Origin of the sequence: Labrys sedimenti (genome assembly GCF_034424805.1) — a bacterium.
GTDB classification, from domain to species: domain Bacteria; phylum Pseudomonadota; class Alphaproteobacteria; order Rhizobiales; family Labraceae; genus Labrys; species Labrys sedimenti.
The window spans coordinates 170,219-184,379 of the sequence record NZ_JAXOUF010000002.1 but is presented as its reverse complement, the minus strand read 5'-3'; the positions used below and the strand labels follow the sequence as shown (position 1 = coordinate 184,379).

Here is a 14,161-nt window from a genome sequence, read left to right as displayed (position 1 = left end):
GCGGCTGAATTATGTGAGGAGACGCCATGGAAATCGCCCGCCTGCAGACCGTGATCGACGCCGCCTGGGAAGACCGGGCCCAGTGCAATTTCGAGACCAAGGGCGAGATCCGGGCAGCCGTCAATCATACGCTCGGTCTGCTCGACGAGGGCAAGCTGCGCGTGGCCGAGAAGGTTCCCGGCGCGACCGGCCGTGAATCCTGGCACACCCACCAATGGCTGAAGAAGGCGGTGCTGCTGTCCTTCCGCCTCAACGACATGACCACCATCGCCGGCGGCCCGGGCGGCACCCTGTGGTGGGACAAGGTCCCCTCCAAGTTCGAGGGCTGGAGCACGACGGAATTCCGCCAGGCCGGCTTCCGCGCCGTTCCGAATTGCGTGGTGCGCCACTCGGCCTACATCGCGCCCGGCGTGGTGTTGATGCCGTCCTTCGTCAATCTGGGCGCCTATGTCTCCACCGGCACCATGGTGGACACCTGGTCGACCGTCGGCTCCTGCGCCCAGATCGGCAAGAACGTGCATCTGTCCGGCGGCGTCGGCATCGGCGGCGTGCTGGAACCGCTGCAGGCCAACCCGACCATCATCGAGGACGACTGCTTCATCGGCGCTCGTTCGGAAGTGGTCGAGGGCGTCATCATCGGCGAAGGCTCGGTGATTTCGATGGGGGTCTATATCGGCGCCTCCACCACCATCATCGATCGGGCCACCGGCCAGACCTACAAGGGCTATGTGCCGCCCTATTCGGTGGTGGTCTCCGGCAACCTGCCCGGCAAGCCCCTCCCGGACGGCCGCCCCGGCCCCTCGCTCTATTGCGCCGTGATCGTCAAGACGGTCGATGCGCAGACGCGTTCCAAGACCAGCATCAACGAATTGCTGCGCGACGGAAACCACTGATCCTGGCAACGCCCCGCTTTACCCCCCCCCGAAAGGGAGGGTAAAGGGAACGTCATGACTGATCTCAGCTTCGATCCCCGCGATCCCGTCGCCCTCACCCAGGCCCTCATCCGCTGCCCCTCCGTCACACCGGCCGAAGGCGGCGCCTTGACGCTGCTGGCCGAGGTGCTGCAGGCAAACGGCTTTGCCGTCCATCTGGTGCCTTTCAGCGACGAGGATACGCCTGATGTCGTCAATCTCTATGCCCGCATCGGAGCGCCGGACAAGCCGGCCCTGATGTTCGCCGGCCATACCGACGTGGTGCCTCCGGGCGATGAGGCACGCTGGCGCCATCAGCCCTTTTCGGGCGACATCGTCAACGGTCAGCTCTACGGCCGTGGCGCAGTGGACATGAAGGGCGGCGTCGCCGCCAGCGTTGCGGCAAGCCTGCGTCATCTCGACGCCCATCCCGAGGCGCCGATCGCCTTCCTGATCACCGGCGACGAGGAAGGCCCGGCCATAAACGGCACGGTGAAACTGCTGGACTGGGCCGTCGCGAAGGGCGACCGCATCGGCCATTGCATCCTGGGCGAGCCGACCAACCCCGACGCCCTCGGCGACATGGTCAAGATCGGCCGGCGCGGCTCGCTGTCGGGCATCATCACCGTGCATGGCAAGCAGGGGCATGTCGCCTATCCGCACTTGGCCATGAACCCCGTGCCGCAGATGGTGCGCCTGCTCGCCGCCCTCACCCAGAGCGAGCTCGACCACGGCAGCGATCACTTCGATGCTTCCAATCTCGAAGTGGTGTCGGTGGATGTCGGCAACCCCGCCTTCAACGTCATTCCCGCCGATGCCCGCGCGACCTTCAACATCCGCTTCAACGACCGCTGGACCCGGCAAAGCCTGGAAGAATGGGTGCGCGGCAAGCTCGACGGCGCCGCCGGCAACGAAGTGGCCTACGACCTCGTCTTCGAGCGCTCGGCTTCCGAATCCTTCTTCACCCCGCCCGGCGCCTTCGTCGATGCTATCGTCTCTTCCATCGAGGCCGAAACCGGCCGCCGCCCGGTGCTGTCGACCTCGGGCGGCACCTCGGATGCCCGCTTCATCAAGAATGTCTGCCCGGTGGTGGAGTTCGGCCTGGTCGGCAAGACCATGCACCAGATCGACGAACGCGTTGATATCCTCGACCTGGAAAGCCTGACCCGGATCTACCAGCGCATTCTCGGGCAATATTTCAGCTGAATTGGAGCACGGACTTCTAGAGCAAAGCGCGTTTAGACGGAAACGCTGTTTTGCTCTCGCTCTTTGGTTCGACGCGTCTTTGTGATTCGAGATGATTCCGTCTAATCGCAAAACGCTCCAGTCCGCTCTTGTCCCCCGCTTTGGGAAGAAAGAACGGACATCGCGACAGGCTCACCTGTCGCGATGTCCCTGCTCCTTTACAGAGCCTTCACCGTCGGCCATGGCGCGTCCACACGCCCGATCGGATTGGCGAGCGGCAGCCCGAACGGCTCGGCCGCGATCTCGAAGACATCGCCGGGCTCGGTCACCACGCCGTCGGAGACGCTCAGCGTCGCCGTGCCGTAATAATGCACGTTCACCTGCCCGGGCTGGCGGAAGAGCTGGTACTTGAAGTGATGGCCTTCGAGATTGGCGATGGTGTGCGACATGTTCGCCTCGCCGGTGAGGAAGGGCTTTTCCCAGATCACCTTGCCCTGGCGCAGGATGCGCGAGGTGCCGCGGATATCGGCAGGCGCCTCGCCGACCAAGAGCTCCGGCCCGATGGCGGAGACGCGCAGCTTGGAATGAGCGAGATAGAGATAGTTCTGCCGTTCGGTGACGTGATCGGAAAACTCGTTGCCGAGCGCGAAGCCGATGCGCCAGGGCGTGCCGTCGGGCCCGTTGACATAGATGCCGGCCAGTTCCGGCTCCTCGCCGGCGTCGAGGGCAAAGGACGGTGACGGCAAGCTGCCCTGCGGGGCGATCAGCGTCGAGCCATCGCCCTTGTAGAACCATTCGGGCTGCACGCCCTCCTTGCCCGGTGCCGGCCGGCCGCCATCGAGCCCCATGCGGAACATCTTCATGGAGTCGGTGGCCTTCGACAGGTCAGCCAAGTCCTGATGCATCTTGTCGCGGCCCTCGGCGCTGCCGAGATGGGTCAGGCCGGTGCCGGCGACCATGACATGGCTGGGGTCGGGATGATCGATCGGCGCCAGCACCTCGCCGGCGGCAAGCGCGGCAGCGAGGTCGACGGTTTCGCCCAGGCCACGCTTCTCGATCTCGGCCCGCAGGCTATGACCCGAAGCGATCGCGGCATTGGCGAGGTCCAGCACCGTCGCAGTATCGCGAATGAGGCGCGAGACGCCCTCGCTGGTGGCGACGACGACGCGCCGGCCCTGATGGCGCAATTGGGCAAGGCGGAGGGGAGTAGGAGACACGCGGCGCATTCCTCAGACAAATTAGCGGACGCGCATCATAGAAAGCATTCGACAGAGCGCAACGGTAAAATTCGCTGCGCCATCAATTGCCGGCCCGCGCCGACAGGCCGAATTCTGATTCCGGGAAAATATTCGAAGGCAGCATCGTGCCGCGCTTTTTGATTTTGTTTAGGGTGGGCAGAAAAACAATTGCATCCCTGCTCAAATTGCGTTCAATTTGGGAACGGTTCGTGTCGAATCTGCCAGCCGGCAAGTGGTGGTCCTCCCTGCGTGATGAGAGCGGCAGGCGACCGAAAGGGCTCCCGCGATGCGAAACCGCTGGGGTTTTTGCAGATGTTTATTCTCGATACTATGTTGAAGCGCCTGATTAAAAAGGGTGCACTTACGGTTATTGATCCCGAAGGCCACGTTCACACCTACGGATCCGGCCAGGATTTTTCGAGCACTATTCGAATTGTAGACAAGGCAACGGCCTGGAAGCTTCTCACCAATCCGGAACTGGAAGCGGGCGAAGCCTTCATGGACGGGCGCCTCGTCATCGAAAAGGGCGATGTCTACGACATGCTCGCCCTGTTCATGCAGAATATCGGCTGGTCTACCTCGATCGGCCCGCTGAGCAACATCGCTTCCACCGCCCGCAAGATCAGCCGGCGCATCGCCCAATACAATCCGGCCGGAAAGTCGAAGAACAACGTCGCCCATCATTATGACCTGAAGGACGAATTGTTCGATCTCTTCCTGGATGCGGATCGACAGTATAGCTGCGCCTATTTTCCCAGTCCGGATATCACGCTGGAAGAAGCACAGGCCTACAAGAAGCGGCACATCGCCGCCAAGCTGTTGCTGAAGCCGGGCGTGAAGGTGCTCGATATCGGCTCTGGCTGGGGTGGCATGGGCCTCTACATCTCCGACGTGACCAAGGCGGATGTCACCGGCATCACCCTGTCGGAGGAGCAGCACCGGGTTTCCAACGCCCGGGCCCAGGCCGCCGGCATCGCCGACCGCGTGCGCTTCGAGCTGATCGACTACCGAGCCCTCGACCGGAAATTCGACCGCATCGTCTCCGTCGGCATGTTCGAGCATGTCGGCGTCAACCATTACGATGCTTATTTCCGCAAGATCGCCGCCTTGTTGAACGAGGACGGCGTGGGCCTCGTGCATGCCATCGGCCGTTCCGACGGGCCCGGCGCCACCAACCCGTGGATCCAAAAATATATCTTCCCCGGCGGCTATTCGCCGGCGCTGTCGGAAGTGCTGCCGGCAATCGAACGTGCCGGGCTTGTCGTCACCGACATCGAGATCCTCAGGATCCATTATGCGGAGACCCTCAAGCACTGGCGCGAGCGCTTCAACCATCATCGCGACCAGATCCGTTCCTTCTATGACGAGCGCTTCTGCCGGATGTGGGACATGTATCTGGCCGCTTCCGAGGCCACTTTCCGCTGGGGTGGCCACATGGTCTTCCAGATCCAGGTGGCGAAGTCCGTCAACGCCGTACCGCTGACCCGCGACTATATCGGCGAGGCTGAGCGGCGCCTGCCGCTCGACCTGCAGCCGGTCCCCGCGCCAACCCGCGAGGCAGCCGAATAGCCCTGCCGATTATCGATGGCGCGTCGTTGAAGAACGCCATTCAGGCCATTTGCAAGAAGAGGCGGGTCTTCGGGCCCGCCTCTTCTTTCCGCTCCAGGCACGTCCCTCTTTGTCGTCCAAACCCGTGATCAGGAGGAATGTGCAATATAGTTTGCATAGATTAGGAAGCCCCGACCGAGCTTCCGGAAAGCAGTTATGACCCAGTCCGAACCGGCCAGTTCCGCGCTGAGCCCTCACGAGATACGCTCGATCATCATCGGCGTGCTGGTGGCGATGTTCCTTGCAGCGCTCGACCAGACCATCGTTGCCACGGCAATGCCGACGATCGGCCGCGTACTCGGCGATTTCGAGAACCTGCCCTGGGTCGTCACCATCTACCTGCTGACCTCGACGGCGGTGACGCCGCTCTATGGCAAGATGGCTGATATCGCCGGCCGGCGCGTGACGCTGCTGGTAGCGATCGGCACCTTCGTGGCCGGCTCGATCCTGTGCGCCCTCGCCCCGACCATGCTGACCCTGATCCTGGCGCGAGCCCTGCAGGGCCTCGGCGGCGGTGGGCTCATCTCCCTGGCACAAACCATCATCGCCGACATCATTCCGCCGCGCGAGCGCGCTCGTTATCAGGCCTATTTCGCCACCGTTTTCGTCTCCTCCAGCATCGCGGGACCCGTCCTCGGCGGCTTCATGGCCGAGAAGCTCCACTGGTCGGTGATCTTCTGGATCAATCTGCCGCTCGGCCTGCTCGCCTTCTGGATGACGAATTCGGTGCTCAAGAAGCTGCCGCGCCACGAAAGGCCGCACAGGCTCGATTTTCTCGGCTCGGCGCTGATGGCCGTGGCCACCATCGCCCTGTTGCTCGCCCTCAGCCTGGGCGGGCCGCATTATGCCTGGAACTCGGCGCCGATCCTTGGCCTGTTCGGCCTTTCCGTCCTGTTCTGGGTCGGCTTCATCATTCGCCTGCGTACGGCGCCCGAACCGCTGATCCCCACCGAGATCCTTGCCAATCCGGTGGTGGCGGCGGGCACCATCGCCGCCTGTTTCGGCATGGGCGTCTTCATCGGCATGACGATCTACATGCCGATCCTCCTGGAAGGCGTCTATGGCCTGACGGCGAGCCAATCGGGCCTCGCCTTGATTCCGATGATGGTCGGTACCGTCACGGGGGCGACGCTGTCGGGCCGCCTGATGGCGCGTATCACGCACTACAAGCGCCCACCCCTGATCGGCCTCGCCGTCTCGACCGTCGCCTTCGCCCTGATCTCGATCAACCCGCAGGCCCTGCCTCTGGTGGTGCTCGAAATCCTGCTGACCCTCGCCTCCCTCGGCATCGGCACCATGCTGCCGGTCACCACGGTGGCGATCCAGAACGCCGTGCTGCAGCACCAGATGGGCACGGCCACCGGCGCCATGAACTTCTTCCGCTCGCTCGGCGGTGCCCTGATCGTCGCGGTGTTCGGCGCCATCGTGATGGGCGGCCTGCCGGCCGACCTCGCCGCCAACGTCACCATCGAGACCTTGGCGAAGTCGATCGCTGCCGCCGGCAGCGACATCGGCTCGGTGTTCCGCTGGGTGTTCCTGGCCGCCGCTTTCGGGTCGCTCGCCACGCTTTGCGCCCTGCTGCGCATGGAAGAGCGGCCGCTCAGAACCAAGGTCGAACCGGCCTCGGTGGCGATGGAGTGACTGCCCTGGCATCTTGCGATTTGGCGCAATCGCCTCTTTTCATGCCCGCAGCATGCTGTAAAAGCGCTTCCAGTCTCTTTCGGATCCCGTAGCCATGAGCCCTAATTTGAGCGTCCACGACAAGGCCGAAATCCTCTCCGAAGCCCTGCCCTACATGCAGCAGCATGACGATGCCACCATCGTCGTCAAATATGGCGGCCATGCCATGGGCAGCGAGCAGCTCGCCCGCGATTTCGCCCGCGACATCGTGTTGCTCGAACAGGCCGGCCTCAATCCGGTGGTGGTGCATGGCGGCGGCCCGCAGATCTCCGAAATGCTGCAGCGCCTCGGCATCAAGTCCGAATTCGCCGCCACCGGCCATCGCATCACCGACGCCGCCAGCGTCGAGGTGGTGGAGATGGTGCTGGCCGGCTCGATCAACAAGCAGCTCGTCGGCTTCATCAATGCCGCGGGCGGGCGCGCTGTCGGGCTGTCGGGCAAGGACGGCCGCATGCTGACCGCCAAGAAGGCGACCCGCACGGTCTACGATCCCGATTCCGCCATCGAGAAGGTGGTCGATCTCGGCTTCGTGGGCGAGCCCGACAAGGTCGACACCACCGTGCTCGACCAGATCATCCATTCGCAGATCATTCCGGTGCTGGCGCCGGTGGCGGCGTCGGAGGATGGCGGCACCTTCAATGTCAATGCCGATACGTTCGCCGGTGCCATCGCCGGGGCGCTCGGCGCCACCCGCCTCCTTTTGATGACCGACGTGCCGGGCATCCTCGACAAGGACAAGAACCTGATCGAAGAGATCGACGTGGAAGGTATTCGCCGCCTGATCGCCGACGGCACCATCACCGGCGGCATGATCCCCAAGGTGGAAACCTGCATCTATGCCCTCGAAAAGGGCGTCGAGGCCGTGGTGATCATGGACGGCAAGGTGCCGCATGCCGTGCTGCTGGAGCTCCTCACCAATCACGGCGCGGGTACGCTGATCCGGCGCTGAGATGTGTCAGTGCCTGCTGACCCTGTCCAGCAGGCCATAGAGGCAGCCCTTGAAGAGGATGTAGCAGGCAATGCCGGTATAGCCATAGAATACCAGCTCGAGAAACTGCCGCGCGCCGCCCTCCATCAGACCCATGACGCCATAACTCGTGATGTAGTCAAAATTGGCTCGGAACAGCTCCAGCAGGTTGTAGGAGCTGACGGCGAACATCCCGCCGAAGATGCCCATGAAAGCGAAGGTGAGGATGGCGTTCTTGCGGAAGACATAGAGCAGGGCCGCCTGCATGGCGTGAAACCTTTCGACCGACCTGAGAGGACGTGGCACAACCTCAACCTGCTACGTCGGGAGAAGAAGCGTTGTTACAGGCGAAGGTTCCTGGCTATCCGCATTCGGAGATTTGGCCGGCCGCCAGGCAATCCATCCTTAACTTTGCCACTCGATGCTGGCATAAGGATGATAGAGACGAGCATGGATCAGAGCGTAGCCACAATCAGGGAAAAGCTGTCAGCGGATTTCGCCCATGTCGACACATGGGTCTTCGATCTCGACAATACGCTTTACCCTCACCACGCCAATTTGTGGGAGCAGGTCGACAACCGCATCACAACCTGGATGGCGAATTACTATGGTGTCGACGGCCTCACCGCGCGCGGGCTGCAGAAATATTACTATCAGCGCTACGGGACTTCGCTGCGTGGCCTGATGATCGACGAAGGCGTGGATCCCGCGCATTTCCTCGAATTCGCGCATGACATCGACCATTCCCCGCTGGAGCCCAACCCGCTGCTCGGCACCGCGCTCAGCCTGCTGCCCGGGCGCAAGCTGATCTTCACCTCGGGCACCACCCGGCATGCCCTGAACATCGTCAAACGCCTGGGCGTGGAGGAGCATTTCGCCGACGTCTTCGACATCGTCTCGGCCGACTACCTGCCCAAGCCCGCCGCCGACACCTATGCGAACTTTTTCGCTCGTCATGACGTCGACCCCAGCCGCGCTGCCATGTTCGAGGATCTTTCGCGCAATCTGATCGTGCCGCATGACCGGGGCATGCGCACCGTGCTGGTTCTGCCTAGGCTCGATGCCGAGATCGTGCGTGACGCCTGGGAAGTCGAGCGCGTGCAGGCCGAGCATGTCGACTATGTCACGGACGACATTGCCAGCTTCCTGACGGATCTGTCGGCTTCGCTCTAAACCGCCATCATGACCAATCTACCGAATAATACCGGAATATTCGGCTTGCCCGCTTGGCGAAGAGGTCTGCGCGTTGCATTGTCAGGTGCGTCAGGCCGCCCCGGCTTTTCTGCGGGGCGGCTTCCACTGCATGGGGTTGCATGATGCCCTCACCTCAGCTCGATATCCCGGGCCTCCTCATCCGTATCCAGCTCCTGGTCCGGACTTTGCTCATCGCCATCCTGGCCGGCGGAGGCGTCCTCCTGGTGGCGGGCGGCGCGCAGGCGGCCGTGCGGGGCTATGCCACCGCCAATGTCAATCTGCGTGCCGGTCCCGGCACCCAATATCCCGCCGTCACCACGCTGCGCCCGGGCGAATCAGTCCTCATCCATGGCTGCCTCAGCGATCGCTCCTGGTGCGATATTTCCGTACGCGGCGAGCGGGGCTGGTCGGCGAACAAATATCTGTCCGCCGCCGCGAACCGCAATGTCGGCATCGGCGCCCTGGCGATACCGGCCATCGTCTTCAGCTATGCCTATTGGGATCGCTATTATGTGCGGCGTCCCTGGTACAACACCTGGTGGGGCCATGGCCGGCCACGCCCGCCCCATCGCGGGCCGGGCTGGCGCCCACGGCCGCCCGTCATCGGCCCGCCCGGGACACGCCCGCCAGTGGTCCGTCCGCCTGGAGGCCGCCCACCCGGCGTTCGTCCGCCCGGAGTGAGGCCTCCCCATCATGGCGGCCCACGTCCGAAGCCGGTCTTCCGTCCCGGCCGGCCGGGACGGCCGATCGGCAGCACACGGCCGATCATTCCGCAATGAGCGGAGCATTGGCTGGTCGAATCCACACTCGACAACGGACGGAAATGAATGCCGCCTTTGTCATTGCCGGGCCTGACCGGCAATCCAGCCCCCTTCCCTTCTAACGGATAGCGGCGTTCCGGATGCCCGGATCAAGCCCGGGCATGGCAAAGACCAGCGTTTCCTACGCTGCAAATCGGAAAGAAGATCGGTTCAAGAACGATCACGCATCCGCGTCGAAACAGGCGCGGATGCCCTCGCGATAGGTCGGATAGCGCAGCGCATAACCCAGCTCCTCACGGACCCGGCGGTTCGAGACGCGCTTGTTCTCGCCATAGAAGGACCGGGCCATCGGTGTCATCTGGGCCTCGTCATAGGCGATCTCGACCGGCGGCGTCATGCCGAGCAGCTCGGCGGCATAGGTGACCACGTCCTGCGGCGGGGCCGGCTCGTTGTCGGTGACGTTGAAGGCTGGCCCCGCCCCGGACTTCTCCATGCCGGCGGCGACCGCACCGGCGATGTCCTCGACATGGATGCGGTTGAACACCTGCCCCGGCTTGACGACGCGCCGGGCGGAACCGCGCTTGAGATTGACCACGGCGTTGCGCCCCGGCCCGTAAATGCCGGCCAGGCGGAAAAGCTGCACCGGCAGGTCCCTGCCGCGGCCAAGCTCGAGCCATTCCTTCTCGACGTCGACCCGCATGGCATTGCGGGCCATGGTCGGGCGCAGCGGCGCGGTCTCGTCGATCCAGGCACCGCCGGCATCGCCATAGACCCCGACAGTGGAGAGATAGCCGATCCATTGCAGCTTCGGCGCCTGCCGGAGGGCCGAGCCGAAATGCCGCAGGACGGGATCGCCATCATCGTCGGGCGCAATGGAGGTGAGGATGTGCGTCGCCTCGGCAATCGCAGCCTCGACCGCCGGCGAACCGGCAAGGCCGTCATAAGAGAGGCGCGTCACACCAGGCAGGTCCGGCAGCTTCTCATGCGGCGCCGTTGAGCGGAAAGTGCCGGTGATCTTGGCGAAGCGCTCGCCATAGCGGGCCGCGAAATGCGAGGCGGTGTAGCCGAGGCCGAAGATCAGGAGATTCATGGAGACCATTCCTGGGAGCGCGGACGTCCCCGTCCGCCTCTTGGAAACGCTGGAGATGCCGGACAGGAAGAGCGGGCGAGGACGCCCGCGCTCCCAGGCTTACTGCCCCAATCCGTCGAAGAAATCACGGACCTTGGCGAAGAAGCCGGCGCTTTCGGGCTGGGTTTCCTTCGACGATTGTGCGTCGAACTCGGCCAGCAATTCGCGCTGGCGGCGCGTGAGGTTCTTGGGCGTCTCGACGAAGAGCTGGACATACATGTCACCATGCTCGCGCGAGCGCAGCACCGGCATGCCCTTGCCGCGCAGGCGTACCTGCCGGCCGGTCTGCGTCCCCTCGGGCACCGCCACCTTGGCCTTGCCGCCGTCGACGGTCGGCACCTGGAACTCGCCGCCGATGGCGGCCGTCACCATCGAGATCGGCACCCGGCAATGCAGGTCGGCACCGTCGCGCTGGAAGAATTCGTGGGGCGCCAGCGACAGGAAGATGTAGAGGTCGCCCGCCGGCCCGCCGCGCGAGCCGGCCTCGCCTTCATTGGCGAGGCGGATGCGCGTTCCGTCCTCGACGCCAGCCGGGATGTTGACCGAGAGGGTACGCTCGCGCGTGGTGCGCCCGGCACCGCCGCAGGACGGACAGGGATTATCGATGACCTCGCCGCGGCCCTGGCAGGTCGGGCAGGTGCGCTCGATCGAGAAGAAGCCCTGGGTGGCGCGCACGCGGCCATGGCCGGCGCAGGTTCCGCAGGTCTTGGGCTTCGATCCGGCCTTGGCGCCCGAGCCGGAACAGGCATCGCAGGTGACGGAGGTCGGGATCTTGATGGTGGCGGTCTTGCCGTTGAAGGCCTCCTCCAGCGTGATCTCCATGTTGTAGCGCAGATCGGCGCCGCGCTCGCGCCCGCCCGAATTGCTGCGCCCGCGGCCGCGCCCGGCCAGATCCTCGAAGATGTCGTTGAAGATGTCGGAGAAGGAACCGAAGCCCCCGCCTCCGCCGAAGCCGCCTCCACCGCCGCCCTGTTCGAAGGCGGCGTGGCCGAAGCGATCATAGGCCGCGCGTTTTTGCGGGTCCTTGAGGGCTTCATAGGCCTCGTTCACTTCCTTGAACTTGGCCTCGGCATCCTTGTTGCCGGCATTGCGGTCGGGATGATGCTTCATCGCCTGCTTGCGGAAAGCAGCCTTGAGTTCGATTTCGGTTACTTCGCGAGTAACCTCGAGCACTTCGTAATAGTCACGCTTGGCCATAGGAATCGCTCAAAGCATCCCAGCGAAAGCGTCTTGCGAAGGGCGGCAGATCACCGGCGCTCGCCAAGACGTGTTGAAACAACCAATTCGAGCGAAGGGCGCTTCCGCTTGAACGCGCCTTGCTCCCGAAGGTGCACGAAAGCCCCCGCCATGTCCGGTGCAAGCTTTGGCTTGCACCGTTTGGCGAGGGCTCGCACACGATCGTCAGAGATTACGCACGCTTCTTGTCGTCGTCGACTTCTTCGAAGTCGGCATCAACAACATCGTCATTCTTCGCGCCGGCCTCGGCACCCGCTTCGCCAGCGGCCTGCTGCTGCTGATACAGGGCTTCGCCCAGCTTCATGGCAGCCTGCTGCAAGTCGTTGGTGCGGGTCTTGATCAACTCGGCATCCTCGCCTTCCAGCGCGGACTTCAGGGCAGTGATCGCGGACTCGACGGTCGACTTGTCGGCCTCGGAGATCTTGTCGCCAAGCTCCTTGATCGACTTCTCGGCCTGGTGCACCGCCGCATCCGCATGGTTGCGGACCTCGACGAGCTCACGCCGCTTCTTGTCTTCCTCGGCGTTGGCCTGGGCGTCCTTGACCATCTTCTCGATGTCGGCATCGGAAAGACCACCGGAAGCCTGGATGCGGATCTGCTGCTCCTTGCCGGTCGCCTTGTCCTTGGCCGAGACATTGACGATGCCGTTGGCATCGATGTCGAAGGTGACCTCGATCTGCGGCATGCCGCGGGGCGCCGGCGGAATGCCGACGAGATCGAACTGGCCGAGGGCCTTGTTGTCCTGCGCCATTTCGCGCTCGCCCTGGAAGACCCGGATGGTCACGGCCGTCTGGCCGTCCTCGGCGGTCGAGAAGGTCTGGCTCTTCTTCGTCGGGATCGTGGTGTTACGCTCGATCAGACGGGTGAAGATGCCACCCAGCGTCTCGATACCCAGCGACAGCGGGGTCACGTCGAGCAGCAGCACGTCCTTGACGTCGCCCTGCAGCACGCCGGCCTGGACAGCGGCACCGATGGCCACGACTTCGTCCGGGTTGACGCCCTTATGGGGCTCCTTGCCGAAGAACTGCTTCACGACTTCCTGGATCTTGGGCATGCGGGTCATGCCGCCGACCAGCACCACTTCGTCGATCTGGCCAGCAGCCAGGCCGGCATCCTTCAAGGCCTTGCGGCAGGGCTCGACAGTGCGCTGAACGAGATCATCGACCAGGCTTTCGAACTTGGAGCGCGAGAGCTTGAGAGCCAGATGCTTCGGACCCGAAGCGTCGGCCGTGATGTAGGGCAGGTTGATCTCGGTCTGGGCCGTCGAGGACAGCTCGATCTTGGCCTTTTCGGCCGCTTCCTTCAGACGCTGGAGAGCGAGCTTGTCCTTCTTGAGGTCGATGCCCTGCTCGCGCTTGAACTCATCCGCCAGATACTCGACCAGGCGCATGTCGAAGTCCTCGCCGCCGAGGAAGGTGTCGCCGTTGGTGGACTTCACCTCGAACACGCCGTCGCCGATCTCCAGGATCGAGACGTCGAAAGTGCCACCGCCGAGGTCATAGACCGCGATGGTGCCGGCCTTCTTCTTGTCGAGGCCGTAGGCGAGCGCAGCCGCCGTCGGCTCGTTGATGATGCGCAGCACTTCCAGGCCGGCGATCTTGCCGGCGTCCTTGGTGGCCTGGCGCTGGGCATCGTTGAAGTAGGCGGGAACGGTGATGACGGCCTGCGTCACCGGCTGGCCCAGATGAGCCTCGGCCGTTTCCTTCATCTTCTGCAGGGTGAAGGCCGAAATCTGCGACGGGGAGTAGGACTTGCCGTCCGCCTCGACCCAGGCGTCGCCATTGCCGCCCTTGACGATCTTGTAGGGCACCAGGCCCATGTCCTTCTTGGTCATGGGATCGTCATAGGTGCGGCCGATCAGGCGCTTAATCGCGAAGAAGGTGCGCTCGGGATTGGTCACAGCCTGGCGCTTGGCCGGCTGGCCCACGAGGCGCTCGCCATCGTCGGTGAAGGCGACGATGGAGGGCGTGGTGCGCATGCCCTCGGAATTTTCGATGACCCGGGCGCTCGTGCCTTCCATGACGGCCACGCACGAATTGGTGGTGCCGAGGTCGATACCAATAACTTTAGCCATAGTTCTCATCCTTCCTATTCAGCAGACCGGCGCGCCCCGAAGCAGCAGCGCCTAGGCCGGGAAAGCCCTCAGGAACCCGGCCGGTCCCTATCGGAAACCCCATGACTGACGTTGGATTAATCACGGGTTCGGCGGGTATATAAGGGGGGCTTTCACAGGCCGCAAGGCGCGAAAGCTG

The 14,161-nt window shown here is 63.8% G+C and carries 12 protein-coding genes; 7 read left to right on the top strand and 5 right to left on the bottom strand.

Annotated features, from left to right (window positions below; all coding sequences use genetic code 11):
• Positions 1 to 26 precede the first annotated feature (26 nt).
• A complete protein-coding gene (gene dapD / locus U1R88_RS07260; protein WP_068288059.1) occupies positions 27 to 893 on the top strand; it encodes a 2,3,4,5-tetrahydropyridine-2,6-dicarboxylate N-succinyltransferase in 867 nt (288 codons plus the stop codon).
• A gap of 54 nt (positions 894 to 947) precedes the next feature.
• Positions 948 to 2,117 carry a succinyl-diaminopimelate desuccinylase gene (dapE, locus tag U1R88_RS07255; protein WP_322430652.1) on the top strand — a complete coding sequence of 390 codons (1,170 nt, stop codon included), beginning with the start codon at positions 948 to 950 and terminating at the stop codon, positions 2,115 to 2,117.
• A 197-nt stretch (positions 2,118 to 2,314) separates the two neighbouring features.
• Here dapE and araD1 read toward each other — a convergent pair whose 3' ends face one another.
• Positions 2,315 to 3,313, bottom strand: a complete 999-nt coding sequence (gene araD1, locus U1R88_RS07250) for an AraD1 family protein (RefSeq protein WP_425545394.1) — start codon at positions 3,311 to 3,313, stop codon at positions 2,315 to 2,317.
• Between the two features lie 333 nt (positions 3,314 to 3,646).
• On the opposite strand from araD1, the gene U1R88_RS07245 reads away from it, so the two are divergent.
• From U1R88_RS07245 to argB, 3 genes are all read left to right on the top strand, one after another.
• A complete protein-coding gene (locus U1R88_RS07245) occupies positions 3,647 to 4,903 on the top strand; it encodes a cyclopropane fatty acid synthase (RefSeq protein WP_425545393.1) in 1,257 nt (418 codons plus the stop codon).
• A gap of 195 nt (positions 4,904 to 5,098) precedes the next feature.
• Positions 5,099 to 6,583, top strand: a complete 1,485-nt coding sequence (locus tag U1R88_RS07240; RefSeq protein ID WP_068288047.1) for an MDR family MFS transporter — start codon at positions 5,099 to 5,101, stop codon at positions 6,581 to 6,583.
• Between the two features lie 94 nt (positions 6,584 to 6,677).
• Positions 6,678 to 7,571, top strand: coding sequence for an acetylglutamate kinase (argB, locus tag U1R88_RS07235; protein ID WP_068288044.1), 894 nt, complete (start codon positions 6,678 to 6,680; stop codon positions 7,569 to 7,571).
• A gap of 6 nt (positions 7,572 to 7,577) precedes the next feature.
• Here argB and U1R88_RS07230 read toward each other — a convergent pair whose 3' ends face one another.
• Positions 7,578 to 7,856, bottom strand: coding sequence for a hypothetical protein (locus U1R88_RS07230; protein ID WP_322430650.1), 279 nt, complete (start codon positions 7,854 to 7,856; stop codon positions 7,578 to 7,580).
• A gap of 183 nt (positions 7,857 to 8,039) precedes the next feature.
• Between U1R88_RS07230 and U1R88_RS07225 the strand changes: the two genes are divergently transcribed.
• Together U1R88_RS07225 and U1R88_RS07220 are read left to right on the top strand one after the other, a co-directional pair.
• Positions 8,040 to 8,762 carry a pyrimidine 5'-nucleotidase gene (locus U1R88_RS07225; RefSeq protein WP_322430649.1) on the top strand — a complete coding sequence of 241 codons (723 nt, stop codon included), beginning with the start codon at positions 8,040 to 8,042 and terminating at the stop codon, positions 8,760 to 8,762.
• A 140-nt stretch (positions 8,763 to 8,902) separates the two neighbouring features.
• Positions 8,903 to 9,562, top strand: coding sequence for an SH3 domain-containing protein (locus U1R88_RS07220; protein WP_322430648.1), 660 nt, complete (start codon positions 8,903 to 8,905; stop codon positions 9,560 to 9,562).
• Positions 9,563 to 9,764: 202 nt separating this feature from the next.
• Here U1R88_RS07220 and U1R88_RS07215 read toward each other — a convergent pair whose 3' ends face one another.
• The 3 genes from U1R88_RS07215 to dnaK form a co-directional block, all read right to left on the bottom strand.
• Positions 9,765 to 10,634: an SDR family oxidoreductase gene (locus tag U1R88_RS07215; protein WP_322430647.1), complete on the bottom strand. Its 870-nt coding sequence runs from the start codon at positions 10,632 to 10,634 to the stop codon at positions 9,765 to 9,767.
• Between the two features lie 99 nt (positions 10,635 to 10,733).
• Positions 10,734 to 11,870, bottom strand: a complete 1,137-nt coding sequence (gene dnaJ, locus U1R88_RS07210) for a molecular chaperone DnaJ (RefSeq protein ID WP_068288016.1) — start codon at positions 11,868 to 11,870, stop codon at positions 10,734 to 10,736.
• 211 nt (positions 11,871 to 12,081) lie between these two features.
• Positions 12,082 to 13,983, bottom strand: coding sequence for a molecular chaperone DnaK (dnaK, locus tag U1R88_RS07205; protein ID WP_322430646.1), 1,902 nt, complete (start codon positions 13,981 to 13,983; stop codon positions 12,082 to 12,084).
• Between the last annotated feature and the right edge of the window lie 178 nt (positions 13,984 to 14,161).

Excerpts from the sequence above, each read along its gene's own strand:
- dapD (WP_068288059.1), top strand. The coding sequence starts at position 27 with ATGGAAATCGCCCGCCTGCAGACCGTGATCGACGCCGCCTGGGAAGAC.
- dapE (WP_322430652.1), top strand. The coding sequence starts at position 948 with ATGACTGATCTCAGCTTCGATCCCCGCGATCCCGTCGCCCTCACCCAG.
- U1R88_RS07245 (WP_425545393.1), top strand. The coding sequence starts at position 3,647 with ATGTTTATTCTCGATACTATGTTGAAGCGCCTGATTAAAAAGGGTGCA.
- U1R88_RS07240 (WP_068288047.1), top strand. The coding sequence starts at position 5,099 with ATGACCCAGTCCGAACCGGCCAGTTCCGCGCTGAGCCCTCACGAGATA.
- argB (WP_068288044.1), top strand. The coding sequence starts at position 6,678 with ATGAGCCCTAATTTGAGCGTCCACGACAAGGCCGAAATCCTCTCCGAA.
- U1R88_RS07230 (WP_322430650.1), bottom strand. The coding sequence starts at position 7,856 with ATGCAGGCGGCCCTGCTCTATGTCTTCCGCAAGAACGCCATCCTCACC.
- U1R88_RS07225 (WP_322430649.1), top strand. The coding sequence starts at position 8,040 with ATGGATCAGAGCGTAGCCACAATCAGGGAAAAGCTGTCAGCGGATTTC.
- U1R88_RS07220 (WP_322430648.1), top strand. The coding sequence starts at position 8,903 with ATGATGCCCTCACCTCAGCTCGATATCCCGGGCCTCCTCATCCGTATC.
- U1R88_RS07215 (WP_322430647.1), bottom strand. The coding sequence starts at position 10,634 with ATGAATCTCCTGATCTTCGGCCTCGGCTACACCGCCTCGCATTTCGCG.
- dnaJ (WP_068288016.1), bottom strand. The coding sequence starts at position 11,870 with ATGGCCAAGCGTGACTATTACGAAGTGCTCGAGGTTACTCGCGAAGTA.
- dnaK (WP_322430646.1), bottom strand. The coding sequence starts at position 13,983 with ATGGCTAAAGTTATTGGTATCGACCTCGGCACCACCAATTCGTGCGTG.